The sequence below is a fragment of the Bradyrhizobium sp. Pa8 genome (genome assembly GCF_052588265.1).
Window position 1 is genome coordinate 5,557,100 of sequence record NZ_CP176767.1, and the last position, 24,239, is coordinate 5,581,338.

Annotated in this window: 27 protein-coding genes; 15 read left to right on the top strand and 12 right to left on the bottom strand. The window is 64.9% G+C overall.

Annotated elements, in window-relative coordinates; genetic code table 11:
• The first annotated feature begins 36 nt into the window (after nucleotides 1–36).
• A complete protein-coding gene (locus ACKWRH_RS26000; RefSeq protein ID WP_445215836.1) occupies nucleotides 37–348 on the top strand; it encodes a DUF3572 domain-containing protein in 312 nt (103 codons plus the stop codon).
• Nucleotides 345–1,637 carry a DNA polymerase IV gene (locus tag ACKWRH_RS26005; RefSeq protein ID WP_445215837.1) on the top strand — a complete coding sequence of 431 codons (1,293 nt, stop codon included), beginning with the start codon at nucleotides 345–347 and terminating at the stop codon, nucleotides 1,635–1,637. The genes ACKWRH_RS26000 and ACKWRH_RS26005 overlap by 4 nt, the downstream gene beginning before the upstream one ends.
• A 16-nt stretch (nucleotides 1,638–1,653) precedes the next feature.
• Here ACKWRH_RS26005 and ACKWRH_RS26010 read toward each other — a convergent pair whose 3' ends face one another.
• Nucleotides 1,654–1,809 (bottom strand): hypothetical protein, encoded by a 156-nt coding sequence (locus ACKWRH_RS26010; protein ID WP_445215838.1) that lies wholly within the window; start codon nucleotides 1,807–1,809, stop codon nucleotides 1,654–1,656.
• A 188-nt stretch (nucleotides 1,810–1,997) separates the two neighbouring features.
• On the opposite strand from ACKWRH_RS26010, the gene ACKWRH_RS26015 reads away from it, so the two are divergent.
• On the top strand, nucleotides 1,998–2,399 hold the full coding sequence (locus ACKWRH_RS26015; protein WP_445222481.1) for an ACT domain-containing protein: 402 nt from the start codon (nucleotides 1,998–2,000) through the stop codon (nucleotides 2,397–2,399).
• Between the two features lie 77 nt (nucleotides 2,400–2,476).
• Here ACKWRH_RS26015 and ACKWRH_RS26020 read toward each other — a convergent pair whose 3' ends face one another.
• Nucleotides 2,477–2,878, bottom strand: coding sequence for a RidA family protein (locus ACKWRH_RS26020; protein ID WP_014494674.1), 402 nt, complete (start codon nucleotides 2,876–2,878; stop codon nucleotides 2,477–2,479).
• Nucleotides 2,879–3,045: 167 nt separating this feature from the next.
• Nucleotides 3,046–3,891 carry a cell envelope integrity EipB family protein gene (locus ACKWRH_RS26025; protein ID WP_445215839.1) on the bottom strand — a complete coding sequence of 282 codons (846 nt, stop codon included), beginning with the start codon at nucleotides 3,889–3,891 and terminating at the stop codon, nucleotides 3,046–3,048.
• 233 nt (nucleotides 3,892–4,124) lie between these two features.
• Between ACKWRH_RS26025 and ACKWRH_RS26030 the strand changes: the two genes are divergently transcribed.
• The 4 genes from ACKWRH_RS26030 to ACKWRH_RS26045 all read left to right on the top strand — a co-directional run bounded on the left by ACKWRH_RS26030 (nucleotide 4,125) and on the right by ACKWRH_RS26045 (nucleotide 7,245).
• The gene (locus tag ACKWRH_RS26030; RefSeq protein ID WP_014494672.1) at nucleotides 4,125–4,592 is read left to right on the top strand and encodes a RidA family protein; all 468 of its coding nucleotides are present in this window, start codon (nucleotides 4,125–4,127) and stop codon (nucleotides 4,590–4,592) included.
• Between the two features lie 16 nt (nucleotides 4,593–4,608).
• Nucleotides 4,609–5,355: a glycerophosphodiester phosphodiesterase gene (locus ACKWRH_RS26035; protein WP_445215840.1), complete on the top strand. Its 747-nt coding sequence runs from the start codon at nucleotides 4,609–4,611 to the stop codon at nucleotides 5,353–5,355.
• Nucleotides 5,356–5,526: 171 nt separating this feature from the next.
• Nucleotides 5,527–6,768: a GNAT family N-acetyltransferase gene (locus ACKWRH_RS26040; protein WP_445215841.1), complete on the top strand. Its 1,242-nt coding sequence runs from the start codon at nucleotides 5,527–5,529 to the stop codon at nucleotides 6,766–6,768.
• A 51-nt stretch (nucleotides 6,769–6,819) separates the two neighbouring features.
• Nucleotides 6,820–7,245, top strand: a complete 426-nt coding sequence (locus ACKWRH_RS26045; protein ID WP_441259956.1) for an HIT domain-containing protein — start codon at nucleotides 6,820–6,822, stop codon at nucleotides 7,243–7,245.
• A gap of 117 nt (nucleotides 7,246–7,362) precedes the next feature.
• On the opposite strand, the gene tsaA is transcribed toward ACKWRH_RS26045, so the two are convergent.
• The 4 genes from tsaA to ACKWRH_RS26065 form a co-directional block, all read right to left on the bottom strand.
• Nucleotides 7,363–7,854, bottom strand: a complete 492-nt coding sequence (tsaA, locus tag ACKWRH_RS26050) for a tRNA (N6-threonylcarbamoyladenosine(37)-N6)-methyltransferase TrmO (protein WP_014494668.1) — start codon at nucleotides 7,852–7,854, stop codon at nucleotides 7,363–7,365.
• 31 nt (nucleotides 7,855–7,885) lie between these two features.
• Nucleotides 7,886–8,236, bottom strand: a complete 351-nt coding sequence (locus ACKWRH_RS26055; protein WP_445215842.1) for an AzlD domain-containing protein — start codon at nucleotides 8,234–8,236, stop codon at nucleotides 7,886–7,888.
• Entirely contained in the window at nucleotides 8,233–8,973 is a 741-nt protein-coding gene (locus ACKWRH_RS26060) for an AzlC family ABC transporter permease (protein ID WP_282520949.1), read from the bottom strand. The genes ACKWRH_RS26055 and ACKWRH_RS26060 overlap by 4 nt, the downstream gene beginning before the upstream one ends.
• Before the next feature lie 107 nt (nucleotides 8,974–9,080).
• Complete coding sequence (locus tag ACKWRH_RS26065; protein WP_445215843.1) at nucleotides 9,081–10,031, bottom strand: transglycosylase SLT domain-containing protein; 951 nt, start codon at nucleotides 10,029–10,031, stop codon at nucleotides 9,081–9,083.
• Nucleotides 10,032–10,120: 89 nt separating this feature from the next.
• On the opposite strand from ACKWRH_RS26065, the gene ACKWRH_RS26070 reads away from it, so the two are divergent.
• Nucleotides 10,121–10,759 (top strand): HAD family hydrolase, encoded by a 639-nt coding sequence (locus ACKWRH_RS26070; RefSeq protein ID WP_445215844.1) that lies wholly within the window; start codon nucleotides 10,121–10,123, stop codon nucleotides 10,757–10,759.
• On the opposite strand, the gene ACKWRH_RS26075 is transcribed toward ACKWRH_RS26070, so the two are convergent.
• Together ACKWRH_RS26075 and ACKWRH_RS26080 are read right to left on the bottom strand one after the other, a co-directional pair.
• Nucleotides 10,756–11,796, bottom strand: coding sequence for a phenylacetaldoxime dehydratase family protein (locus ACKWRH_RS26075; RefSeq protein ID WP_445215845.1), 1,041 nt, complete (start codon nucleotides 11,794–11,796; stop codon nucleotides 10,756–10,758). The genes ACKWRH_RS26070 and ACKWRH_RS26075 overlap by 4 nt on opposite strands.
• Nucleotides 11,797–11,824: 28 nt before the next feature.
• On the bottom strand, nucleotides 11,825–12,841 hold the full coding sequence (locus tag ACKWRH_RS26080) for a carbon-nitrogen hydrolase family protein (RefSeq protein ID WP_445215846.1): 1,017 nt from the start codon (nucleotides 12,839–12,841) through the stop codon (nucleotides 11,825–11,827).
• A gap of 196 nt (nucleotides 12,842–13,037) precedes the next feature.
• On the opposite strand from ACKWRH_RS26080, the gene ACKWRH_RS26085 reads away from it, so the two are divergent.
• From ACKWRH_RS26085 to ACKWRH_RS26105, 5 genes are all read left to right on the top strand, one after another.
• Nucleotides 13,038–13,994, top strand: a complete 957-nt coding sequence (locus tag ACKWRH_RS26085) for an AraC-like ligand-binding domain-containing protein (protein ID WP_445215847.1) — start codon at nucleotides 13,038–13,040, stop codon at nucleotides 13,992–13,994.
• Between the two features lie 99 nt (nucleotides 13,995–14,093).
• Complete coding sequence (locus ACKWRH_RS26090) at nucleotides 14,094–14,330, top strand: hypothetical protein (protein WP_354095843.1); 237 nt, start codon at nucleotides 14,094–14,096, stop codon at nucleotides 14,328–14,330.
• A gap of 116 nt (nucleotides 14,331–14,446) precedes the next feature.
• Nucleotides 14,447–15,472, top strand: coding sequence for an aldo/keto reductase (locus ACKWRH_RS26095; RefSeq protein ID WP_445215848.1), 1,026 nt, complete (start codon nucleotides 14,447–14,449; stop codon nucleotides 15,470–15,472).
• A gap of 183 nt (nucleotides 15,473–15,655) precedes the next feature.
• A complete protein-coding gene (locus ACKWRH_RS26100) occupies nucleotides 15,656–17,077 on the top strand; it encodes an MFS transporter (protein WP_445215849.1) in 1,422 nt (473 codons plus the stop codon).
• 122 nt (nucleotides 17,078–17,199) lie between these two features.
• Nucleotides 17,200–17,658, top strand: a complete 459-nt coding sequence (locus tag ACKWRH_RS26105; RefSeq protein WP_445215850.1) for a PEGA domain-containing protein — start codon at nucleotides 17,200–17,202, stop codon at nucleotides 17,656–17,658.
• 71 nt (nucleotides 17,659–17,729) lie between these two features.
• Here ACKWRH_RS26105 and clpA read toward each other — a convergent pair whose 3' ends face one another.
• Both clpA and clpS read right to left on the bottom strand, forming a co-directional pair.
• Nucleotides 17,730–20,144 (bottom strand): ATP-dependent Clp protease ATP-binding subunit ClpA, encoded by a 2,415-nt coding sequence (gene clpA / locus ACKWRH_RS26110; protein WP_014494656.1) that lies wholly within the window; start codon nucleotides 20,142–20,144, stop codon nucleotides 17,730–17,732.
• Nucleotides 20,145–20,435: 291 nt separating this feature from the next.
• Nucleotides 20,436–20,768, bottom strand: coding sequence for an ATP-dependent Clp protease adapter ClpS (clpS, locus tag ACKWRH_RS26115; protein WP_014494655.1), 333 nt, complete (start codon nucleotides 20,766–20,768; stop codon nucleotides 20,436–20,438).
• 450 nt (nucleotides 20,769–21,218) lie between these two features.
• On the opposite strand from clpS, the gene ACKWRH_RS26120 reads away from it, so the two are divergent.
• The gene (locus ACKWRH_RS26120; protein ID WP_445215851.1) at nucleotides 21,219–21,476 is read left to right on the top strand and encodes a hypothetical protein; all 258 of its coding nucleotides are present in this window, start codon (nucleotides 21,219–21,221) and stop codon (nucleotides 21,474–21,476) included.
• A 146-nt stretch (nucleotides 21,477–21,622) separates the two neighbouring features.
• Here the strand turns inward: ACKWRH_RS26120 and ACKWRH_RS26125 are convergent, their stop codons facing one another.
• Nucleotides 21,623–21,961: a phasin family protein gene (locus ACKWRH_RS26125; protein ID WP_014494653.1), complete on the bottom strand. Its 339-nt coding sequence runs from the start codon at nucleotides 21,959–21,961 to the stop codon at nucleotides 21,623–21,625.
• A 386-nt stretch (nucleotides 21,962–22,347) separates the two neighbouring features.
• Between ACKWRH_RS26125 and ACKWRH_RS26130 the strand changes: the two genes are divergently transcribed.
• The gene (locus ACKWRH_RS26130; protein WP_445215852.1) at nucleotides 22,348–24,192 is read left to right on the top strand and encodes a serine hydrolase; all 1,845 of its coding nucleotides are present in this window, start codon (nucleotides 22,348–22,350) and stop codon (nucleotides 24,190–24,192) included.
• Nucleotides 24,193–24,239 lie beyond the last annotated feature (47 nt).

Sequence of the window (24,239 nt, forward strand, 5' to 3'; positions counted from 1 at the left end):
AGACACCGAAAGTTAATGGAAAGGCAAACTGGCCCCTTGAAAAAGCCTGTTCACAACCCTCGCGAAGTGGCTGAAATCGTTGCAATTCAGGCCCTCTCTTTCATTGCGAGCGAGCCCGAGAGGCTCGGCCTGTTCCTGGCTGAGACAGGCGTCGGTCCGGAGACTCTGCGCAATGCCGCCTCGGACCCGAATTTCCTCCTCAGCGTGCTCGATTTCGTGATGCGCGATGACGCCACCGTGAAGGCCTTTGCCTCGACCGCGGAGCTGCATCCGACCAACGTTGCTGCGGCGCGGCAGGTGCTGGGCGACGCGCTCGGCGACCCCTCCTGGGAGCGCGACGTGCCGTGACCGTTCCTGATACGGTCGGGCCCCGCTGCTTCTGCCGGGATTGTCTGGCCGATCTGGATATGGGCGTGCGGCGCTGCTCCGCCTGCGGTTCCCCTCGCCTCGTCCGCCACCGCGCGCTGTCGAGCCTGACCATCGCCCATATCGACTGCGACGCCTTCTATGCGACGGTCGAGAAGCGCGACAATCCTGACATCGCCGACAAGCCCGTCATCATCGGCGGGGGCAAGCGCGGCGTGGTATCGGCGGCCTGCTACATCGCGCGGACCTATGGCGTGCGCTCGGCCATGCCGATGTATAGGGCGCTCGAGGCCTGCCCGCACGCGACCGTGATCCCGCCCGACATGGCGAAGTACGTCCGTGTCGGCCGCGAGGTGCGCCAGGCCATGCAGGCGCTGACGCCGCTGGTCGAGCCGCTCTCGATCGATGAGGCCTTTCTCGATCTGTCGGGCACCGAGCGGGTGCACGGCATGGTTCCAGCCAAGGTACTCGCGCGGTTCGCGCGCAACATCGAGCGCGACATCGGCATCTCCGTGTCGGTCGGCCTGTCCTGCAACAAGTTCCTGGCCAAGATCGCCTCCGACCTGGACAAGCCGCGCGGCTTTGCCGCGCTCGATCAGGAGGAAGCCCGTTCGATGCTGGCGGAGAAGCCGGTCGGCTTCATCTTCGGCGTCGGCCCGGCCACGCAGGAGCGCCTGGTGCAGCGCGGCTTCCGGATCATCGCCGACCTGCAAAAGGCCGACGAGATCGAGATGATGCGGCAGTTTCCGAGCGACGGCCGCAGGCTGTGGCGGCTCGCCCGCGGCATCGACGACCGCCGCGTCGAGCCCGATCGGGGCGCCAAGACGATTTCGAGCGAAACCACCTTCGAGACCGACATCCGCGATTTCGCGACGCTGGAGAAGATCCTGTGGCGGCTGTGCGAGAAGACGTCGTCGCGGCTGAAAAGCAGCGAGCTTGCCGGCTCGACCGTCACGCTGAAGCTGAAGACTGCCGATTTCCGCCAGCGCACTCGCTCGCAGTCGATCGCAGCCCCGACGCAGCTTGCCGCCAAGATCTTCTCGATCTGCCGCGAGATGCTGGCGAAGGAGATCGATGGCACCCCCTTCCGCCTGATGGGCGCCGGCGTCAGCGCGCTGCGCGAGGGCTCGCCTGCCGACGACACCGATATGCTTGACCGCCGTGCCGCGCACGCCGAGCGCGCGGTGGACAGTCTGCGCAAGAAGTTCGGCAACTCCGCCGTCATTCGCGGCATCGCGTATGATGGCCCTGAAACAGGACAGCAGGAGTGATCGAGTCCTGCTCAATTCAGTCGCGTTCGAAGATCCGTGCACCGGGATAGACACGCCGGGCATACTGAACGACCAACTGCCGATCCTGAGTCGCCAGGAACGGAGTTCGGATCTGACAAGACCCGACGATGAGGTGCCACAGGCCGTTGAGCTTTCCAATCATGACGTTCATTTGAGCTTCCTCGCAGTGACCCGAGTAGACTCAAATTGTAAGAATCTCCCGCCGTCGCCCAATTGTACCAGCGTAAGGTCAGCGTATGAGAAGGATTGGAAGAGATATACAAAGGTATGTTGGCAAGCCCCCTATCAGGTTCCGGCGCTGATGGGTTTCCATCCGAACGCGCTGAGAGGCTGACCATCGTGACAGGCGAACGCGACCTCGACGCGCTGTTGAGGAACATGAAGCCGGAGCTGCTGGACGGCATCTTCGTGTTTTGCACGATCCCACCCAGCGAGCCCATTCCCGCAGCGGTCAACCCGCTGCTGACGTTCCGCGAGCAGGAAGGAACCACGCTGGTGATCCTGCGCGAAGAAGCCGAGGCGTCGGGCTTACGCTACGCGTTTGCCTCGCGCCTGATCACCCTTACGGTTCACTCTGCACTCGACGCGGTGGGCTTCCTGGCTGCGGTCACGGCCCGCCTGGCCGAAGCCGGCATCAGCGTGAATGCGGTGTCGGCCTTCCACCACGATCATCTTTTCGTGCCTGCTGACAGGGCCGATGAAGCGATGGCTGTTTTGCGAGCTATGTCCGCGGCAAAGTAGGATGGGTAGAGCGAAGCGAAACCCATCGAGCACAAAGGTGATGGGTTTCGCTTCGCTCTACCCATCCTACGGTCGTTTCAATCCGCGACCGCCACCGCCTCGATCTCGATCAGCCATTCCGGCGCGGCGAGCGCGGAGACGCCGACGAGGGTGCTGGCCGGCGGCTCCATGCCCTCGAAGAAGGCCGAGCGGGCCTTGCCGATGATCGGGCGCAGCTCCGGCTTGTAGTTCACGACGAAGGTCGTGATCTTGACGATGTTGGCGTAGGTCGCGCCGGCCGCCTTCAGCGCATGGCCGAGATTCTGCATCACCTGCGTCGTCTGCGCGGCAATATCGCCCTCGCCGACGATCCGTCCCTCCTCGTCCACCGACACCTGGCCAGAGATGTAGATGGTACGCGCACCGGAAGCGGTGACGACGTGGGAATAGGCGGGATTGTGATGCAGGCCGCTGGGGCGGAGATGGTCGAGCTTGGGCATGGTGCTTGCCTCCCGGGTTTGTGGTTGGGAGGGAGCGTAGCTGGGGACGATGACAAGGGCTAGCCCGTCATTGCGAGGAGCTCTTGCGACGAGAAATCCAGACTGCTTCCGCTGCGGGATTCTGGATTGCTTCGCTGCGCTCGCAATGACGAAGGAGAGACAAGCCCTCAATTGCAGGGCTTGCTGTCCTTCACGTCGAACTTGCCCATCGCGCCGGAAATCACAAAATCGTTGTAATCGAGCACGAGCTGGCGCGAAACGCCGTTTTCGTAGAGCTCGAACGCCATCGCGTAGACCGGCGTCTGCTCACCTTCCTTCTGCTGGGCGTCGCGGTCGAAATAGCTGACGGTGATCGGCCAGCGCTTGAGCGACTTCATGTGCTCGTCCGTGGTCGACGGGTCGGCCGAGGTGGCGCGCTCGGCGGGAATCGGCTGACCGATCACGGTCAGCGTGTTGTAGACCTTCTGGCCGTCGTCGGAGCCGTCATAGACCGACAGCTCGAGCAGCGACTTGCCCTCCTTGGCGGCGGCAATGATGCGCTGGATCTGCTCGGTCGGGAACACGATCTTGCCGTCGAGGGTGAAGCTCTTCGGCGCCGGCAGCTTCAGCTTGACGTTGATGTGGTCGCCGTCGCGCTCGGCCGAACCATCGACCCGGCCGGCGTCGGTCTCGTTCATCCGCGTCTCGATCTTGAAGCGGTAGCTTTTTCCTGCGGCGTCCTCCCAGGAGTTGGAGCGGAGGTCGCTGAGCGTGAGCTTGCCCTCGCCGCTGTCGAGCTCGGAGACCTGGCGGAATTCGGAGGTGTAGCCCTCGCACGAGCTTCCCGTGAAATTGTAGAGGATGCGGCCGCGCGCGCTGTTGACCGAATTGGAGCGCGATTTGACGAGGCTGAGGTCATAGAGCGCCTGGTGCGCAAGGAACGGACCGCTGGCAGCCTGCGCTCCACCGCCTGCGCCGAAAGCGGCCGCCGCGAGCGCCATCACACCAAGCGAAGTCCGGAAAAGGTGCACCATGTGTCATCCCTGGGGAAAGCGCAGATTCGACATTTTAATGACCGTTCCATTGCGTCGCAACTGAGGCCGTTTCACGTAAAGTTGCGGCCCCCGCCTTGAACCTGCTGCCCGGCCACAACAAAATGCAGTCGCTCCGGTTGCTTGCATGTGGCGGCACGATGGGCGAAACAGGGCGCGCCCGGCCTCCAAACGGACGCAGCCGGGCGGATGAAATTTGGACAACGAGGTCGAACATGGCGGGCACGGTCGAGCAGAAACTGGCGGAACAGGGCATCAAGCTGCATGAGGCCCCCACCCCTGTCGCCAATTACGTGCCGTTCGTGCGCACCGGCAACCTGCTGTTCGTCTCCGGCCAGGTCTGCTTCGACCCCGCCGGAAAGCTGATCGCCAAGGGCAAGCTCGGTGCCGGCGTTTCGATCGAAGACGGCGCTGCCGCCGCACGCGGCTGCGCCGTCAATCTGCTGGCCCAGGTCAAGGCGGCGCTCGGCGACCTCGACAAGGTCGTGCGTGTGGTGCGCCTCGGCGGCTTCATCAACTCGGCACCCGACTTCCTGGACGGGCCGAAGGTGCTCAACGGCGCCTCCGACCTGATGGTAGCCGCCTTCGGTGACAAGGGCCGCCACGCCCGCACCACCGTCGGCGTCGCCTCGCTGCCCGCGGACGCAGCGGTCGAAGTCGAAGGCGTGTTCGAGGTCGCCTGACACGGAGCTGACGGCGTTGCGCGCCCCTGATTGGCTGACAGCCCGGCCGGTCGCCCATCGCGGCCTGCATGACATTTCCCGTGGCATCGTGGAAAACATGCCGGGCGCGGTGCGGGCTGCCATCGCAGGCAATTTCTCGATCGAGATCGACATCCAGCTCTCCGCCGACGGCGAGGCCATGGTGCATCATGACCACGCGCTCGGCCGTCTCACCGAGATCGCCGGCGAGGTGGTGTCGAAGACCGCGGCCGAGTTGAAGGCAGTCAAGTTCAAGGACACGGACGAGCGGATGATGTCGCTCAGCGATCTCTGCGCCATGGTCGCTGGCCGCGTGCCGCTGGTGATCGAGGTGAAGAGCCATTTTGGCGGCGACCGCAAGCTGGTGAAGCGGATGGCCGAGGTGCTGGCGTCCTATCAGGGCCCCGCCGTCGGCATGTCGTTCGATCCCGACCAGGTGCTGGCGCTGCGCGAGCTGCTCCCCTCCCGCCCGCGCGGCATCGTCGCGCAGCGGACCTATGAGGACGAGTACTGGGCGAAGCTGACGCAGGCGCAGCGCGACAGCATGCTGTACCTGCGTCACGGCTTTCAGACCCAGCCGCATTTCGTCGCCTTCAAGGTCGACCACCTGCCGGCCCCCGCCCCCTGGATCGCCCGCAACGTCCTCGGCTGCGCCCTGCTCGGCTGGACCGTGCGCACCCAGGAGCAGCGGACGCGAGTCGGGCAATATGCGGATCAGATGATCTTTGAGGGGTTCGTGCCGTAGGGGCTCCCTCCGCCGTCATTGCGAGGAGCCCTTGCGACGAAGCAATCGAGAATCCCTCCACGGAGACAGCCTGGATGGCCTCGCTGCGCTCGCAATGACGGCGGTGGTGGCCGCTAGACCTGCGTTCCCGCCCTCTTGAAGTCGCTGCTGCAATGCACGATCTTGGGCACGATGGCATCATCTGAAATCACACTCGAGGCTGTACCCTCGATTGGCGAGGTATCTGCGGAGGATTGGGACGCCTGTGCCAATCCCGACAAGGCTTGCAACGGGCATGGCGCGGGAACCTCATCCGGGCTTCCAGGCGATTCCCCCGGCCTCTCAAAACCCGCCTATAACCCGTTCGTCTCGCACGCGTTTTTATCCGCAATTGAGAAATCGGGTTCGGCCACCATCCGCACCGGCTGGGGACCGCGGCATCTGGTGGCCAAGGTCGATGGCCGCGTCGCCGGGGTCGTGCCCTGCTATCTGAAATCGCATTCCCAAGGCGAGTACGTCTTCGACCGCGGCTGGGCGGACGCCTATGAGCGCGCAGGTGGACGGTACTATCCGAAACTCCAGGTCTCGGTTCCCTTCACCCCGGCCACCGGGCCCCGGCTGCTGGTCCGCGACGGCGTCGACCGCGAGCGCATCGCTGAAGCGCTGGCGAGCGGGCTGGTGGCGCTGTGCGGCGTCAGCAAGGCCTCCTCTGTGCACGTGACCTTCGCGCGTGAGGCGGAGTGGACGCGGCTCGCCGGGCACGGCTTCCTCCAGCGCACCGATCAGCAGTTCCACTGGCATAACGAGGGATTTGCGACCTTCGACGATTTCCTCACCACGCTCAATTCGCGCCACCGCAAGTCGATCAAGCGCGAACGGCGTGATGCGCTTGCAGCCGGCATCACCATCCACTGGCTCACCGGCAGCGACATCACCGAGGATGCCTGGGACGCCTTCTTCGAATTCTACATGGAGACCGGCTCGCGCAAATGGGGCCGGCCTTATCTCACGCGCGAATTCTTCTCGCTGATCGGCGAGACCATGAGCCAGGACGTGCTGCTGGTGATGGCCCGCCGCAACGGCCGCTGGATCGCGGGCGCGATCAACTTCATCGGCTCGGATACGCTATTCGGCCGCAACTGGGGCGCGGTCGAGCATCATCCGTTCCTGCATTTCGAGGTCTGCTACTATCAGGCGATCGATTTCGCGATCAAACACGGCCTCGACAACGTCGAGGCCGGCGCACAGGGTGAGCACAAGATCGCGCGCGGCTACCTGCCGCGGACGACCCATTCCGCCCACTTCATCGCCGATCCCGGCCTGCGCCGCGCCATCGACGATTACCTCAAGCGCGAGCGCGCCTATGTCGCCGAGGCCGGACGGGAGCTGGCCGAGCTCGGCCCGTTTCGGAAAGGCGTCGACGAGGCGCCTTGACGGTTTGCCACGGCTGGTGACAGTAAGCGCAAAATTCGAGGAGCCGCCGCCATGACCGCCTACGACCCCAACAACATCTTCGCAAAGATCCTGCGCGGCGAGTTTTCCTGCCACAAGGTCTATGAGGACGAGCATGTGCTGGCGTTCCTCGACATCATGCCGCGGGTATCGGGCCACACGCTGGTGATCCCGAAGGCCCCTGCCCGCAACATCCTCGACATCAAGCCTGATGACTACGCCCACGTCGCCCGGGGCGCGCACAAGATCGCGGCCGCCGCAATGAAGGCGTTCGAGGCCGACGGCATCACCGTGCAGCAGTTCAACGAGCCCGCCGGCGGCCAGGTGGTGTTTCATCTCCACATGCACGTGATGCCGCGCCACGACGGCGTGGCCATGCTGCCGCCCGCCAGCCGCAAGGAAGACGTCAAGGTCCTGGAAGAGAACGCGGCCAAGCTGATCGCGGCGCTGAAGAGCTGATCGTCATTCCGGGGCGCGCGAAGCGCGAACCCGGAATCCATTCATCCACTGTCTCTGCCGCACAATGGATTCCGGGCTCGACGCTTCGCGTCGCCCCGGAATGACGCAGGAGAGACTTCACTCCGTCTGAAAATCCCCTGCCTGCGGCGCGGCCAGCGGCGTGAATTCGCAACGATCCGGCTTAATATCGATCAGCGGCGTGTTGTCGATGCAGTCGAGCCCGCGCACCAGAATGGCATTGCCCTCGATGCCGACGAGCTTGACGATCGAGGTGCCGATCGGGTTGGGCCGGACCGGTGAGCGCAGCGAAAACGTGCCGCGGGTCTTCTCGTTGTTCTTGGGGCTTTGCAAGACGATGTCGCGGCGCGACTTGTCGAGCCAGTAGAGCACTTCGAGATTGCTGTAGAAATCGACGCCCTTGATGGCCGGCACGAACGGCTCGAAGATCTCGAGCCGGCACACCGGGCCGTCCTGACGCCCCTGTCGCGGCGTCTCCATCCGCGAGGTCCAGGGCGTGCGGATGCGGCCGATGAAGACGAGGCCGGCATCCTCCGTCGACGGCAACTCGATGGCGACCTCACCCTCGCGGAGCTCGTTTTCGCGAACCATATTTCCAGTTCCTTGCTGTTCGCCGGTGGTTTTAGCCTAACCACCACTTCCCGGCCAGCATGAAGACCTCGCCTGTGACCACGCCCGCGAAGATCGAGCGGCGGGTCAGCAGGAAGACGATGATGCTTGCGCCGACCGCACCATAGCGCAAGACGTCCGGCACGCTGGCGAGCGCCCCCGGCGGCTCCACCACGATCTGGGCGATGACGCCTGCCAGGATGGCGGTGGCGACCGCCCTCACCCAGACCAGGAGCTCCGAGCCCTCGTCGATGCCACCGCCGAACCACAGGCCCAGCATGCGCCATATCTGATTAGGAACAACGCCGGCGACGAACAGCACGACAAGCGCATGCCAGTCGCCGATGAGCTGCGCAAAGCTCATGCGCGCACCTCCCGCCACCAATGCACGCCATAGGCGATCGTGCCGGCCACGAGGCCACTGACGAGGATGTCGAGGCCGGAGTTCATCTTTGCGGCAATCGGATAGAGCAGAACCCCGAGCGTCAGCGCGACGACGTCGGCGACCTCGCGGCTGTTGCGCGCGGTCGAGAACAGGAACGACAGCGGCGTCAGCATCAGGATCGCCGCGCCAAGCGTCTGCGTCAGGTTGGCGGCAAGGAAATAGCCAACGGTGTTGGCGGTGAGACATACCGAGACCAGGCCGAAGCCAAGTCCGTTGACGAAGGCGATGCGCCGCTCGCGCGGCACCTGCGGCAGGAAGCGATGACATTCGACCCACAGCGTCACGGCGGTGAGATGCGCCGCAAAGAACAGCTCGCGCCGCTTGGTCGTCGGCGTGCGCATCAGGGGCAGCACCGAGACCACCATGGGAAACAGCCGGATCGCGCTGACGGTGACTGCGATCGCCGATTGGATGATGGTCGCGCCGGAGCCGAGCGTGGTGATCAAAATGATCTGCGCGGGGCCCGCCCAGACGAACAGCGTCGAGCAGAGCGCCCAAAGCAGGCTGAAATGGGTGTCGTGGGCGAGCGCGCCGATGCCGAGATAGGTCGCGAACAGGACAAGCGTGAGGATCGTCTGCGTGATCGAGCGCAGCCCCCACGCAAAGGCTCGCCAGGGACTTTGCCATTGAGGTGAATCGAGCGGAGGAAGCGCCACGGGGAGTTTTGGTCGGGGTTGCGGAATCGTGCCCGCATAACGGGCAATGCCGCGGCCGACGTCAAGGAAGCGCGCGGCGGGGCTGGCATGCGCAGGGGAGAAGTCCCCTACCCGCTCACACCCCGGTTCTTCAGCACGAAGCAGGCACCGCCGGCCTTCCGTATCCGGCCGCACAAATCATCCGCCTCGTTGCGCGTATCGGCGCCGATGCGCACCTGATAGAACGCACGCGTGCCGCGGCTGCGCATCACCGAACTCAGCAGGCTCGGATCGCGCTCGCCAATCACCGCGGTCAGCCGCGTGACGGCGCGGGAATACATCGCCAGCGCCCGGTTGCGGTCGAAGCCGGCAGCGAGCTGTACGCCCCAGACCTTTGCGGCAGCGAGCTCCACATGCTGTTCGAGCTCGGCGACGAAGGCATTCGGCGCGCGCTTCAGAAGCGCCATGAGATCGCGGCAGCTCGTCGGCGGCGAACTCGGCGGCCCCTTTCTGGTGCTGCCGACCTTGGCCCAGGCATCGACACTCGTGCCGGTGATGGCGAATACGTAGTTGCGCGTCTGCTCCGGCATCGGACCGGTACCAGCGAGCCATTCCTGCACCCGGCGCGGGCCGGCGTTGTAGGCAGCAGCCGCAAGACCGAGATTGCCGAACTGGTTGCGCAGCTCGTTCAAGAACTCCGCCGACTTCGGCAGCGCCTGCACCGGATTGAAGGGATTGAGCAGCCCGCGCTCGCTGGCAGTGCCCGGCATGAACTGCGCGATCCCCTGCGCATGCTCGCCGCTGCGCGTCATGGGCCCCACGGCATCGGCCTGGAATCGGCTTTCCTGCCAGATCACGCGTGCGAAGAATTCCAGCGGCAGATTGGCATCCCGTGCGGCGGCCTCGACGATCAGGCAGATCGATTCCCGCGTATCGCTCTCGCGCACGGCTGGCTTCTCCGGTGGCATCGCGAGCTCCTCGACGCTCGGATGTACGAACCGGCTCGGCGCCTCCTGGCCAAGCGCCGGCCACGCCGCGACGGCGTGGCACAACACAGCGAGAACCCGGGCTAAGCGCATGGCCTCCACAATACCGGACAAATCGGACCTTGACTTGGGGGCCCAGCCAACTAGCAACGGGCGACGATATCAACGCCGGTCCCGCCCTGATGGTTACAATCTATTTTGATCTCGACGGCACGCTGACCAACCCAAAACCCGGGATCACCCGCTCGATCCAGTACGCGCTGGAGCGGCTGAACGTCGCGGTGCCGAGCGAGGATGAGCTGGTCTGGTGCATCGGCCCGCCCCTGCATGCGAGCCTGGAAAAGCTCACCGGGAGCTCGGAACTCGCCGACCGCGCGCTCTTGCTCTATCGCGAGCGTTTCAGTGACGTGGGCCTGTTCGAGAACGAAGCCTATGCCGGCATCATCGACACCCTGACGACGCTTGCCGCGACAACACCGCGCATGTTCGTGGCGACCAGCAAGCCCGCGGTCTATGCCAACCGCATCGTCGATCATTTCGGCTTGCGGCCGTATTTCGAGCGCGTGTTCGGCTCCGAGCTCGACGGCACGCGTGTCGACAAGCGCGACCTGCTGCGCTACGCGCTCGTCGAAGCGAAGGTCGACCCCGGCAGCGCGATCATGATCGGCGATCGCAGCCACGACGTGATCGGCGCCCGCACCAACGGCATGACCGCAATCGGCGTGCTCTATGGCTACGGCAGCGAGGCCGAGCTTCGGGATGCCGGCGCGCATCACATCTGCGCCGCGCATCCCGAACTGCTCGGCCACTGCGCAGCCTAGGCGCTGACGGTCTCGACCGCCGCCAGCATGCCGGTCTTCGAATGGCAGTTCAGATATTCAAAGAACTGCTCGTCCGCGGCGGCCACCGTGACCTCGTGATAGAGCCGTAGCTTTGCCGACGGCCCGAGCGTCGACAGATATTTCATCGCCGCGCCGAATATCTTGACGTGGGTCGGATGCGACTCCGCCCAGCGCTCCAGTGCGGCGAGGCTCTTCCACCAGCTCTGGCCGTAGGACTTTTCGCTCACTTTGCCGTCGGCGGAGAGCACCTGCATGTAGCGGTTGGCATAGCAGCCGATGCCAAGCCCGTTGTCGCGCAGGAAATCCATGCCCTCGCGCAGCACCGGCTCGACGTCGTCGAGGTAGAGCTTGCGCTCGGATGCCTCCGTGTCGCTCCAGTCCTGCCCGGAGCGGATCAGGCAGAGATTGTCGTGCGCCTTCACCCGCAGCCGCGCGCCGTCGCGGATCAATTCCGGCGCGCCGCCCGGCGTCATCGGATCAGTCTGCGACAGCGGAATGCGATCGCGCATGCCGCCCCAATAGGCGTGCTCTTGCACCTCGCCGCTCATGCCGTCGGCGATTGCGGCCACGCCCTCGGGCCGGTCGAGCGAGGAGAACAACGTCTCGTGCCGGGCGACCGAGGGACGCAATACCTCGATGAAGGTGCCGACGCCCTCGCGCCGGTTCTCGGTCCAGGCCGCGCGCGCCGGTGCAAACCAGGTGTCGAAGCGCGCGACGTCGTCCCAATAGGCAACCGACACGACGGTCTCATAACCGGCGCGATCGACGTAGCGGGCGCGATCCCAATGCGAAGGCCCGCCCTCGGCAGCAAACCGCGCCGCGATCTCGGCGAGTGCCGCCGTCGCGGCCGCCGGCGCAGCGCCACGATACTGCACACCGAAATAGGCCATCACGACGCGGCTCACGGCGGGCTTGTAGCGCGCCACGAACGACGGATATGGCGGCTGGTAATCGTCCGGCACGCGCTTGTGGCGCGTGCGCTGGGTCTCGAGATGCAGAGGAATTGCGGATTCCATGATCGTACCCTCCCCTTGATCCCGGCGATCAGCTCGCCGCCGCCGCGACGTCCGTGGGCTCAATGGTGTCGACCGGCAGCGCGAACTGCTCGACGCGCTGGTATCGCTTCTTGTTGAGCAGGAGCCGCGTCACGTCGGGCCGCGAATAATGCCCGGCAGGATCGGCGGCGTTCTTGGCAACCCCGATGGCGCCGAGATCGATCTCGGCAATCAGCAGCCCTTCCTGGTCCGGCGCCAGCTTGTCGCCGATCTGGCTGCCGTCGGGACCGTAGATCGCGGCGAATCCGCCGCCCACATGCAGCAACGCATTCTTGTCCGGCCGGTCGCAGAGCTCATCGATCATGGCCTGCGAGACCGTCGCGCATGGCGCGAGCACGAAGCAGGAGCCTTCCACCGCATAGACGCGCGAGGCGGCATTGTTGACCTCGGCGCCGAGCGCCGGCGCAAAGGGATCGTAGAGCGAGAAGCTCGGCCAGGCCGCGACATGCACCTGCTCGTTCTGGGCGTACATCGCATATTTCGACAGTGGCTGGAGATGCTCCCAGCAGCACAGTGCACCGATGCGGCCGATGTCCGATCTTGCGTGGACGGCGAGATCGCTGCCGTCACCCTCGCCATAGACCGTGCGCTCGGCATGGGTCGGCCGCAGCTTGCGGCGCTTTGCGATGGTCTCGCCGTCAGGCCCGATCAGCCATTGCGCCAGATAGAGACTGCCGCCGTCGCGCTCGGACAGGCCGAGCACGGCGGTGAGCTTTGCCTTGCGCACGGCGTCGCGCAGCCGCTCGGCCTGCGGACTGTCATAGGACAGCGAGTTGTCGAAGTAGCGCTGCACGAAGCCGCGGCCGATCGCCCAGGCCGGCGAGTCCATCCAGATATGCCAGGGGTAGCCGGGGATGAAGGCCTCCGGAAAGGCGATCAGCTTGGCGCCGTTCTCGGCCGCGTCCCTGATCAGCGCGATCGACTTGTCGATCGAGGCGTCGAGATCCAGCCAGGCCGGCGCCGCCTGCACCACCGCGACCTTGTATTTCGGATGTTCGATACCCATTCCCGCCTCCATTGCCGGTTGATCGGAAGCCACGTCCGATGCAGTCTATTTGGCCAAGCCACCCGGCCGGGCGCTCGACCGCAGTGGAACAAAAACTCGACTGGCCGGGATCGTCGCCGGGTACGGGATTTGCCTTCGGTCTGGCTGGATCTGCGCCGACATTTGGTTTGCAGGATGTGAAAGGGAGGCTGTCCAGATGCCAATCCAGTTCACGACAGACGGCAGCCCCGGCTACCGGCGGCTGGCGCTGTGGCAGGACATCGTCTGCGACGTCTTCGTCGGGCTCGACTGCAAGTCCGACCTCGGCAGCGCCTTTCGCGGCTCGGTCACGCAGGCCCCGCTCGGCAAGGCCGTGTGCTCCGAGGTCTGCTCCGACCGCCAGCACGTGTTCCGGACGCCGTCCCGCATCGCGCGTTCGGATCAGGATTTTGTCCTGGTCGCGCTCGGCAATCGCGGCAACGGAGGCGTGGTGCAGGACGGCCGGGAGACCGTGATCCATCCCGGCGAGTTCGCGCTCTACGACACGACGCGTCCCTATGAGCTGAAGTTCAACGACGCCTTCACGCAGACGATCTTCAAGGTGCCCCGCGAAATGCTGCAGCGCCGGCTCGGCGCCACCGAGACGCTCACCGCGATGTCGTTCGGCGCCGATGTGCCGCTCGAACGGCTCGCCTATGATTTCATCTTCAGGCTTTGCCAGAGCGCGGACCGACTTGCCCCGGACAACGCTGCGGCGTTGTCGGAGCAGGCCGTCGATCTGCTCGCGATGGCGCTGAGCGAACGGCTCGGCAAGACATCGCTGCCGTCCTCCACCCATCGCTCCGCCCTGCTCTATCGCCTGAAGGCCCACATCCGCGCTCATTTGGCGGATCCCGACCTCTCGCTGTCGGAGGCCGCGGCTGCACTCGGCATCTCGCCGCGCTATGTGAACGATCTCCTCGCCGACGAGGATACCTCGTTCCAGCGCCATGTGCTTGCCGAGCGTCTCGCCCAATGCCGGCGTGACCTCGCCTCGCCCGTGCTGGCCCATCGCCATGTCAGCGAGATCGCCTTCGCCTGGGGCTTCAACGACCTCTCGCATTTCGGCCGCGTTTTCCGCGAGCATTTCGGAATGTCACCGCGCGACTTCAGACAGAGCCAGTTGCGGCACTGAGATCCAGCCAGCTATCACCTTGAGCCTTCGCTGCAGGCGAAGGCAAGGCTCGTCAATTCCAGATTGCCTTGTCCGGCTGCGCGCATCAGGCTGGCGTGCATGAGGACTCACGCCACCATAAGCGGATCGGAGCTGTTGCTGGGTGTGATCGCGATCAGGCTCGCGGTGCTGGTCCTGGTGGGCTGGGGCCTGACGCTGCTGCCGCGGCAGGCGCGTGACGGCGAAGCCGCCTGCTTCCCCTCGCCCGCAACCAGGGTCGAGGTTCAGTCATCGGTGAAGTCGCCCGGCGCGCGCGTTGCCGATGCAGCATTCGATGACATGCGTCTGCACGACTAGGCCATTCCCAAGCAAGGCCGGTATGTGAGCGCGTGATAGGACGCGGCCCGCGCTTGCATTACCATCGCCCCCCAAGGCCGCACCGATCAACCAGCGGCCAGCCGAGGAGCATATCGATGGAATACCGACGCTTGGGCCGATCCGGCCTCATGGTGCCCGCTTTGAGCCTGGGAACGGGCACCTTCGGCGGCGTCGGCCGCCTTGCTGCATGGGGCACGACGGACGCGACCGAGGCACGGCGCCTTCTTGATATCTGCCTCGATGCGGGGGTGTCGATGTTCGACACTGCCAACGTCTATTCGCTCGGCGAATCCGAGCGCGTCCTCGGCGAGGCCATCAAGGGCCGCCGCGACAAGGTTCTGATCTCGACCAAGGCCACCTTCCGCTTCGGCGATGGGCCCAACGACATCGGCTCGTCGCGGCAGCATCTGCTCGCGGCCATCGACGGTTCGCTGAGCCGGCTCGGCACCGATTACATCGACCTGTTCCAGCTTCACGGCTTCGACGCGTTCACCCCGCCTGAAGAGGTACTTACGACTCTCGACGTGCTCGTGCGCGCCGGCAAGATCCGCTATGTCGGCGTCTCCAACTTTTCGGGCTGGCACCTGATGAAGTCGCTCTCGGTTGCCGACAAGCATGGCTTCCCACGCTATGTCGCCAACCAGACCTACTACTCACTGATCGGGCGCGACTACGAATGGGAGTTGATGCCGCTCGGCGTGGACCAGGGGCTCGGCGCCGTGGTCTGGTCACCGCTCGGATGGGGGCGCCTCACCGGAAAAATCCGACGGGGTCAACCGAAGCCCGAGGTCAGTCGCCTGCCCAAGACCGCCGATTTCGGCCCGCCCGTGCCCGATGAGCACGTCTATCGCGTCGTCGAGGCGATAGACGAGGTCGCCAACGAGACGGGCAAGAGCGTCTCGCAGATCGCGCTGAACTGGCTGCTCCAGCGTCCGACGGTCTCGACGCTGATCATCGGCGCGCGCAACGAGACGCAGCTGCGCGAAAATCTCGGCGCGGTCGGCTGGACATTGACCAAGGACCAGATCGCAAAGCTCGATGCCGCGAGCAAGGTGACCTTGCCCTATCCGTACTGGCACCAGCGCGGCACCTTCTCCGACCGCAATCCGCCGGCGGTGTAGAGACGGTCAATTGCCCGACCGCTCGGCGCCCCGAGCCCTCGCGAAAGCGGTCCCGACCCGTTTTCCTGTGCCGGAAGGCCTGCTTCCGGCACAGGAACTGTCCGTGTCCTGCCGGGTTGCGATCCATCCTGCAATTTCCTAATCCGGGGATGAATCACGGCTCCAATCAGGCGCGCCTCCATCATGTCGTCTGCCCCGATCGAGCATGCCGACGGCCTGCCGCAGCCGCAGCGCAACCAGGCGGTGCTGACGATTGCGCTCGGCATCATCATGGCGGTCGTCGACAGCGCCATCGCCAACGTGGCGCTGCCGACGATCGCAGCCGATCTCGATGCGAGCCCGGCCTTCTCGATCTGGATCGTCAATGGCTACCAGCTCGCGATCACGATCTCGCTGCTGCCGCTGGCGTCGCTCGGCGAGATCGTCGGCTATCGCCGCGTCTATCTGGCCGGACTCGTACTGTTCACGCTCGCATCCGCCTTCTGCGCGCTGGCGCATACGCTGCCGCTGCTGACGATCGCGCGCATCATCCAGGGTTTTGGCGCCGCCGGCATCATGAGCGTCAACGCGGCTCTGGTGCGCTTCACTTATCCGCGCAACCAGCTCGGCCGCGGCATCGGGATCAACGCGCTCGTCGTCGCCTTCTCGGCCGCGGTCGGCCCGACGCTCGCCGCGGGCATCCTGGCGGTCGGAACCTGGCCCTGGCTGTTCGCCATCAACGTCCCGCTCGGTGCAGTGACGCTGGTGCTCGGCCTGCGCAGCCTGCCGCACACAAAACCCGCCGGCCATTCCTTCGACTGGCAGAGCGCAGGACTGTCCGCGATCACCTTCGGCGTCGGCATCGCGGCCGTCGACAGCGTCGGTCATGGCGAGGCCGCCATCACCTGTCTCGTTCAATTCGCCATCGCCATCGTCGCTGGCGCGCTGCTGATCTACCGCGAAACCCACATGAGCTCGCCGCTACTGCCGGTCGACCTGTTGCGCATCCCGGTATTCGCACTGTCGATTGCGACCTCGATCGCCTCGTTCTGCGGACAGATGCTGGCCTTCGTCGCGATCCCCTTCTACCTCCAGAGCCGCTTCGGCTATTCGGCGGTGCATATGGGCTTGCTGATCACGCCATGGCCGATCGCGGTGGCGTTCGCAGCCCCGCTCGCCGGCCGTCTGGTCGAGCATTATCCGGCCGGCCTGCTCGGCGGCATCGGGCTCACGCTGTTTGCCTGCGGCCTTGGCGCGCTCGCCTTCCTGCCTGCAAGCCCGACGCCGCTCGACGTGATCTGGCGGATGGCGCTGGCGGGGGCCGGCTTCGGCCTGTTCCAGACCCCCAACAACCGCACCATGATCGCGGCCGCTCCGCGCGAGCGCGCCGGCGGCGCCAGCGGCATGCTGGGCACGGCGCGCCTGCTCGGCCAGACCACCGGCGCGGCGCTGGTGGCGCTGCTGCTCGGCCGCTACCCGACTGAGGGGACCAGGATCGCGCTCCTTGCCGGCGTCGGATTTGCGCTGTGCGGTGCAGTGCTGAGCATGCTGCGGCTGTCCCCCGCGGGCGCGCGCGGCGCCGAGCACGTCCGGGTGCAGGACGACCAGCGCCTGCGCGGCGAATAGCTCACGTCCAGGTTCGGCTGTTCTCGCGCGCAACTTGTGCGTGGCTTAACTATCTGGACCAACGACGTATTGCCCTCCCGCTCCGGTTGCGCTTCATTGACGCGGGGAATAAGGGGCATTTCATGCGTTCATTTGGAATTGTGGCGCTCAGCGTCTTGCTGGGCGGCTGCGCGTCTGTCACGCGGGGCACGACCGAAAACATCAGCATCTCATCGACACCGTCGGGCGTGGAAGCCGTCGTCAGCGGAATGGAAGTTCCGACCACCTGCACGACGCCGTGCTCCGTCGTGGTCAAGCGGAATGCGGATATCTCGATCACCTTCCAGAAGGAAGGCTATGAACCGCAGATCGTGCCGCTCAGCCGCGACATACCGACCTCCGGGGCCGCCGGCTTCGCGGGGAATCTTTTGCTCGGCGGTGTCGTCGGCATGGGCGTCGATGCTGCCACCGGGGCGGCCACCGATCACAAGCCGAATCCTGTCATCGTGACCATGCAGCCGTCGGCTCCTGCCCGCGCGCGGCCACCCGCGCCGAAGAAGCCACGGCCGCCGGCGGCGCCTGCGCCCGACACCGGCACCTAGCGCCTCGCAACTGCCACGCAAACAAAAAGGCCGGCTTTTCAGCCGGCCTTTTCAATTCATACCGCTCGCAATCAAGCCTTGACCAGCGGGCCCTTCGAGGTCGGCCCCTTCGAGCCGCCGGAGCCGCCACCGCCCGGCTTGGACTTGCCCGGCGGACGCTTGCGGGCGCCGGGCAGCTTCTCCTGCTTCGGCGTGATCGGACCGTCGAGGAACTCGAACCCGATCTTGTCCTTGGTCTCGTCAGCCTCGTCCTTGACCAGGACGACGCGGACGTGGCCGCCACCCTTGAGCTTGCCGAACAGCACCTCGTCGGCCAGCGGCTTCTTGATGTGCTCCTGGATGACGCGGGCCATGGGCCGTGCGCCCATCTGCTCGTCGTAGCCATGCTGGACCAGCCAGGTCTTGGCGGGCTCGGACAGTTCGATGGTGACGTCGCGATCGCCGAGCTGCGCCTCGAGCTGAAGCACGAACTTCTCCACGACCGTACCGATCACCTCGACGCTGAGATGGCCGAACGAGACGATGGCATCGAGACGGTTGCGGAATTCCGGCGCGAACTGCCGGTTGATCGCCTCGTGGTCGTCGCCTTCCCGCTTCGAGCGCGTGAAGCCGAACGCCTGCTTGGCGAGATCCGAAGCACCCGCGTTCGTGGTCATGATCAGGATCACGTTGCGGAAGTTGACCTGCTTGCCGTTATGGTCGGTGAGCCGGCCGTGATCCATGATCTGGAGCAGCACGTTGTAGAGGTCGGGATGCGCCTTCTCGATTTCGTCGAGCAACACCACGCAATGCGGATGCTGGTCGACGCCGTCAGTGAGCAGACCGCCCTGGTCGAAGCCGACATAGCCGGGAGGCGCACCGATCAGGCGCGACACGGTGTGCCGCTCCATGTATTCGGACATGTCGAAGCGCAACAGCTCGACGCCGAGCGACGCCGCCAGCTGCTTCGCGACTTCGGTCTTGCCGACGCCGGTCGGACCCGAGAACAAATAGCAGCCGATCGGCTTCTCCGGCTCGCGCAAGCCGGCACGCGCCAGCTTGATCGAAGCGGCAAGCGACTCGATCGCCTTGTCCTGACCGAACACGGTGCGCTTCAGGGTCTGCTCGAGATGCTTGAGCACCTCGGCATCGTCCTTCGACACGCTCTTCGGCGGGATCCGCGCCATCGACGCGATCGTGGTCTCGATCTCCTTGATGCCGATGGTCTTCTTGCGCTTGTTCTCGGCCACCAGCATCTGCGCCGCGCCGGACTCGTCGATCACGTCGATCGCCTTGTCGGGCAGCTTGCGGTCGTGGATGTAGCGCGAGGAGAGCTGCACCGCGGCCTCGATCGCCTCATTGGTGTACTTCAGCCGATGGTAGTCCTCGAAGTAAGGCTTGAGACCCTTGAGGATCGCGATCGCGTCCTCGACCGTCGGCTCGTTGATGTCGATCTTCTGGAAGCGCCGCACCAGCGCGCGGTCCTTCTCGAAGTGCTGGCGGTATTCCTTGTAGGTGGTCGAGCCCATGCAGCGGATCGTGCCCGAGGCAAGCGCCGGCTTGAGCAGGTTCGACGCATCCATCGCCCCGCCCGACGTCGCGCCCGCACCGATCACGGTGTGGATCTCGTCGATGAACAGGATGGCGTTGGGATGCGCTTCGAGCTCCTTCAGCACCTGCTTCAGGCGCTCCTCGAAGTCGCCGCGATAGCGCGTGCCCGCGAGCAGCGTACCCATGTCGAGCGAGAACACGGTCGCAGCCGCAAGAACCTCCGGCACCTCGCTGTCGACGATGCGCTTGGCGAGGCCCTCCGCGATCGCGGTCTTGCCGACACCGGCCTCGCCCACGAACAGCGGATTGTTCTTCTGCCGGCGGCACAGCACCTGGATCGCTCGGTTGATCTCGGAATTGCGTCCGATCACCGGATCAATCTTGCCGTCGCGCGCCTTCTTGTTGAGGTTGACGCAATAGGTCTCGAGCGCTTCGCCCTTCTTCTTGGCGTCCTCGGTACCCTTTGCCTCGGTCTCTTCGTCGACGCCGCGCACCGGCCGCGCCTCGGAGACGCCCGGCCGCTTGGCGATGCCGTGGCTGATGTAGTTGACGGCGTCATAGCGCGTCATGTCCTGCTCCTGCAGGAAGTACGCGGCATGGCTCTCGCGTTCGGCGAAGATCGCGATCAGCACGTTGGCGCCGGTCACCTCTTCGCGACCGGACGACTGCACATGGATCACCGCGCGCTGGATCACGCGCTGGAAACCGGCGGTCGGCTTGGCGTCGTCGGCGCCATCCGTCACCAGATTCTCGAATTCGGTCTCAAGATAATTGACGAGGCTCGTACGGAGCTTGTCGAGATCGACGCTACAGGCGCGCATGACGGCGGCTGCATCGGAGTCGTCGATCAAAGAGAGCAGGAGATGCTCGAGCGTCGCGTATTGGTGATGACGCTCGTTTGCGATCGCCAGCGCACGATGCAGGGATTGTTCAAGGCTTTGGGAAAAAGTCGGCATTCGCGTCCTCTATGGCCCCCACCATCATGATCGCCATCGCCCGGTCAGGCAACAACAACCTTTGTCACATATAGTTATACAAGATCGCGGCGAAAGACCGGTTCCGCGACTCAAATGGGCATTACGCGCCCACGGCATGCTCGATGCAAAACCCGTTCCGATTTGGGCAGAACTACCCATTCGGGCAGGATTGACGCCGCTGATTTTCGTGGGATCACGCAGCAGGATGTGCTGCCGTCACATACGGCACGAACAGAACCGATCTGAATAACTCTGGATTTGGACGCCCAGTTATTTCTTTTCCATCACGCATTGCAGCGGATGCTGGTGCTTGCGGGCGAAGTCCATCACCTGCGTCACCTTGGTCTCGGCGATCTCGTAGGTGAATACGCCGCACTCGCCGATGCCGTGATGATGGACATGCAGCATGATCTTGGTCGCGGCCTCGATGTCCTTCTGGAAGAACTTCTCCAGCACATGGACGACGAATTCCATCGGCGTGTAGTCGTCGTTCAGGATCAGCACACGATACAGGTTCGGCCGCTTGGTCTTCGGCTTGACCTTGGTGATGACAGACGTATTCGGCCCCGTCGGTCCGCCCGAACGGTTCTCGTCATTGCTCATACGAGGAGCGTGGGCAGCGGCTTGCGCGGACAGGTCTAGTCTGAAAGTCAGGTGCGGCATGGCTCAGGCGTTCAAATTCCCCACAGAAGCGAGTGACGGTCAGCCGCGCGGCCCCGCCCTTCGGAGCTTTGCACGGGCGCACCGCCTTGTTGGATCGCCGCTTCCAACCGGTCCGGTCAAGCCCGGCTCGATTGTAAGGAATATGGGCCCGCCCCCGGCTCGCCGCAAGCGTGCAACGGTCTGGCCAATATGGTCGAGGCAGTCCCGATTCCCGGTCCGGCGATCCCGGCCAAGGTTAGTCAATCCGGACCGATTTGACAAAAGTTTCGGCCGGCACCGTTTAGAACATCTTGACCAGGAACCCGGCCGTTAAGCGGCAGCGGCGATCTCGCGGGATACCTCCGGTTTTCTACGGTCCAATCGAGCTGCCGTTCAATCGCGTGGCGCCTGGTGCGCCTGCGCGTCGCCACGCCGCTCGACGACACCGGCTCGATGGCCCAGGACGGCAAGATGTCGGCGATGCCGACGGCCGCGAAGAACCTGGTCGATCAGCTTGGCGGACTCGTGCTCCTCGCCGACGGTCTCGATGCGCAGAACCGCCGGTGGTACAGCAATGCCTCGCAGATCGACACGCAGCGGAAGAAGCTGCACGACGACGCCAAGGCGGCGAGCATTGCGCGAGCGGCATCGACAAGTTCTGCCTGGTGATGTCGGCGAGTCAGACCGTGTGGGGTTGACGTCGGTACGTCGCTGTCGAAGCTGCGCGTGGCGCGCTGAAGCGGATCTCTGTCGCGACAACAAAAAAGCCCGGCTGAACCAGCCGGGCTTTTCGATTCCAGGAGTTCCAGAGGACGTTAGTTGGCAGCCGGGGTGAACTTCGACACGATGGTCTCGACCGGCTTGAACGCCTGCTTGGCGAGGTCGCTGTAGAGGCCGGCGATCTTCTGCGATTCCGCAACGAAGGTCTCGTAGCTGGAACGGGCGAAGTCGGTCTGCGCTTCCACGGCCTTGTCCAGCGACTTCACGCCGGAAAGCTTCTCGACGAAGGACTTGGTGTCTTCGAACGACTTCTTGGTGTAGTCGCCATACGCGCTGGCAATCGCCTGGAGGCCATGCTGCATCGAGGTGGCGGAAGCAACGCACTGCTCGAACTGCTCTTTCCCGTAGCTCTGAAAGTCTTCAACCTTGAACATTTCGGATCCTTTTCCCTGGCTTTCGTCGGAAGCCCCGGCTCCCTGACTCCGCCCAAAAATAGTGCAACGCACAAAAAAGTCAAGAATCTTGTGCGACGCACAAAACTAGATGCAAATCGCTGAGATTCCCGGGGTTTCCCGCAAGGGTTCCTTAAGCTTTTGGAAACCGCGGACCCCTACCCTGATTCCCTGGACGTGTTCAGCTTCCGCGAACGGTCAAAAGCCGTTCGAGAACATCACCTTAGCCAGAACAGCGGCTCAGGCCCAACGTTTCCCGCAGCGAACACCAGCGGAGAGACAGCCTGAGCAGGTAATGATCCCGGGTCGAGTGGGCACAATTTCGCCTCACGGGCCGGTGATCAAGTCAGAAACGGGGACGGGGTTTCATGCTTCGTAAAAACTTGTCTTCCTCGCGCTTGGCGCGGGTTGGCGTTTTCGGGCTTCTTACGGTCACCGCCGTAGTCATCTTCACCGATGCTGCCGAAGCACGGCGTCACCGCCGCCATTACGCGCACCACCGGGTGCAGCGCGATGTGTCCGACAGTTCCAGCCCGAAATTCGCATCGATCATCGTCGACGGCAATTCCGGCTCCGTGCTCCAGGCAACGAACCCAGACGGAATCCGTCACCCCGCCTCGCTTACCAAGATCATGACGCTCTATCTGCTGTTCGAGCGCCTCGAGTCCGGCAGGATGAAGCTCGACACCGAGATGCCGGTCTCGCAGCACGCCGCCGATCAGGATCCGACCAAGCTGAACCTGCGTGCCGGCCAGACCATTCGCGTCGAGGACGCGATCAAGGGTCTCGTCACCCGCTCCGCCAACGACGCCGCCGTGGTCATCGCCGAAGCGATCGCCGGCGACGAGGACGACTTCGCCACCATGATGACGCGCAAGGCGCGCTCGCTCGGCATGTCCAGGACGGTCTACCGCAACGCCAACGGCCTTCCCAACGACGAGCAGGTCACGACCGCACGCGACCAGGCCACGCTCGGCCGTGCCATCCAGGAGCGCTTCCCGCGCTACTACCGTTATTTCGCGACCTCGACCTTCAATTGGCGCGGACAGTCGATCCGCAACCATAACCACCTGCTCGGCAGCGTCGAGGGCGTCGACGGCATCAAGACCGGCTACACCCGCGCCTCCGGCTTCAACCTCGTGACCTCGATGCGTCGCGGCAACCGCCACCTGATCGGCGTAGTGCTCGGCGGCCGCAGCGGCGGCTCGCGCGACGCCACCATGCGCAACCTGCTCGCGGAGAACCTCGAGAAGGGCGCGACCACCCACACCGTCGTCGCTGTCACCGAGCGCAACGGCGCAGACGCCAGTACCGACGTCGCCGATGCATCGGAGACCCCGGCCCGTCCCGCTCCGCAGGTCCAGCAGGCCGCGGCCGCCCCTGCCCCCGAAACGGCCCCGCAGCGCCTCGCCTCGCGCCTCTCGGCGCTGGCGGCTGCGACCGCCGCGATGCCGCCGGCTCAAGCCAGGCCGGACACCAGCAAGCCTGAGGTTCGCCCGACTGAATCCAGGATCGAGCCCGCGCCGCTCACCAATGGCGTGATCTCGAGCCAGCCGCTCTCCATCATCCCCGGCTCGTCCGAGCCGATGAAGCCGGTCCGGGTGAAGACGGTTCAGGTCAAGGCCGGCGCCGTGAAGGTCGCCTCCGCCGCGCCGGCTCAGGTCGCACCGCAGGTCACGAGCACGATTGCGGCCCGCTCCGACGTCGCGGAGACCTCCGGCGCCGTCGTCGCCCGCGCCGATCTCATCAACAAGCCCGAGATGGCGAGCCAGCCGGAAGCGCCGAAGGCCGAGCTCGCCCGCACCGAGATGCCCCGTCAGCCGGCGGGCTTCGGCACCGGCAATGGCATCCTCGGCGTGCTGCCGGCCGCAACGGCCCCCGCCCCGACTGCTGCGAAGCTCGCTTCGGCCGATCCGGCGCCGCAGCCGATCCAGATGAGCGCCACCACCAAGCCGGTCGTCACCCATAGCGGCTGGATCGTCCAGGTCGGCGCACTCGAGAGCGAGAACGAAGCCCAGCAGCGCATCGACGCCGCCCGCAGCTCGGCCCGCGGCCTGCTCAGCAAGGCCGACCCGTTCACCGAGCCGGTCCTCGCCAAGGACAATCGCAAGCTTTACCGGGCCCGTTTCGCCGGGCTCGAGCGGGACCAGGCCGAAGCCGTCTGCCGCGCCCTGAAGCGCGCCGACATCTCCTGCATCACCGTCCGCAACTGATCTGTCGTACCGCTCCAATCAAAATGCCCGCGCCTTGCGCGGGCATT

Bases quoted from the DNA above. Each gene is read 5' to 3' on its own strand.
- ACKWRH_RS26040 (WP_445215841.1), top strand. From the start codon at position 5,527: ATGGCATCATCTGAAATCACACTCGAGGCTGTACCCTCGATTGGCGAG.
- ACKWRH_RS26095 (WP_445215848.1), top strand. From the start codon at position 14,447: ATGGAATACCGACGCTTGGGCCGATCCGGCCTCATGGTGCCCGCTTTG.
- ACKWRH_RS26070 (WP_445215844.1), top strand. From the start codon at position 10,121: ATGGTTACAATCTATTTTGATCTCGACGGCACGCTGACCAACCCAAAA.
- ACKWRH_RS26075 (WP_445215845.1), bottom strand. From the start codon at position 11,796: ATGGAATCCGCAATTCCTCTGCATCTCGAGACCCAGCGCACGCGCCAC.
- ACKWRH_RS26100 (WP_445215849.1), top strand. From the start codon at position 15,656: ATGTCGTCTGCCCCGATCGAGCATGCCGACGGCCTGCCGCAGCCGCAG.
- ACKWRH_RS26080 (WP_445215846.1), bottom strand. From the start codon at position 12,841: ATGGGTATCGAACATCCGAAATACAAGGTCGCGGTGGTGCAGGCGGCG.
- ACKWRH_RS26055 (WP_445215842.1), bottom strand. From the start codon at position 8,236: ATGAGCTTTGCGCAGCTCATCGGCGACTGGCATGCGCTTGTCGTGCTG.
- ACKWRH_RS26085 (WP_445215847.1), top strand. From the start codon at position 13,038: ATGCCAATCCAGTTCACGACAGACGGCAGCCCCGGCTACCGGCGGCTG.
- ACKWRH_RS26030 (WP_014494672.1), top strand. From the start codon at position 4,125: ATGGCGGGCACGGTCGAGCAGAAACTGGCGGAACAGGGCATCAAGCTG.
- ACKWRH_RS26010 (WP_445215838.1), bottom strand. From the start codon at position 1,809: ATGAACGTCATGATTGGAAAGCTCAACGGCCTGTGGCACCTCATCGTC.
- ACKWRH_RS26020 (WP_014494674.1), bottom strand. From the start codon at position 2,878: ATGCCCAAGCTCGACCATCTCCGCCCCAGCGGCCTGCATCACAATCCC.
- ACKWRH_RS26105 (WP_445215850.1), top strand. From the start codon at position 17,200: ATGCGTTCATTTGGAATTGTGGCGCTCAGCGTCTTGCTGGGCGGCTGC.
- clpA (WP_014494656.1), bottom strand. From the start codon at position 20,144: ATGCCGACTTTTTCCCAAAGCCTTGAACAATCCCTGCATCGTGCGCTG.
- ACKWRH_RS26125 (WP_014494653.1), bottom strand. From the start codon at position 21,961: ATGTTCAAGGTTGAAGACTTTCAGAGCTACGGGAAAGAGCAGTTCGAG.
- ACKWRH_RS26025 (WP_445215839.1), bottom strand. From the start codon at position 3,891: ATGGTGCACCTTTTCCGGACTTCGCTTGGTGTGATGGCGCTCGCGGCG.
- clpS (WP_014494655.1), bottom strand. From the start codon at position 20,768: ATGAGCAATGACGAGAACCGTTCGGGCGGACCGACGGGGCCGAATACG.
- ACKWRH_RS26045 (WP_441259956.1), top strand. From the start codon at position 6,820: ATGACCGCCTACGACCCCAACAACATCTTCGCAAAGATCCTGCGCGGC.
- ACKWRH_RS26065 (WP_445215843.1), bottom strand. From the start codon at position 10,031: ATGCGCTTAGCCCGGGTTCTCGCTGTGTTGTGCCACGCCGTCGCGGCG.
- ACKWRH_RS26130 (WP_445215852.1), top strand. From the start codon at position 22,348: ATGCTTCGTAAAAACTTGTCTTCCTCGCGCTTGGCGCGGGTTGGCGTT.
- tsaA (WP_014494668.1), bottom strand. From the start codon at position 7,854: ATGGTTCGCGAAAACGAGCTCCGCGAGGGTGAGGTCGCCATCGAGTTG.
- ACKWRH_RS26090 (WP_354095843.1), top strand. From the start codon at position 14,094: ATGAGGACTCACGCCACCATAAGCGGATCGGAGCTGTTGCTGGGTGTG.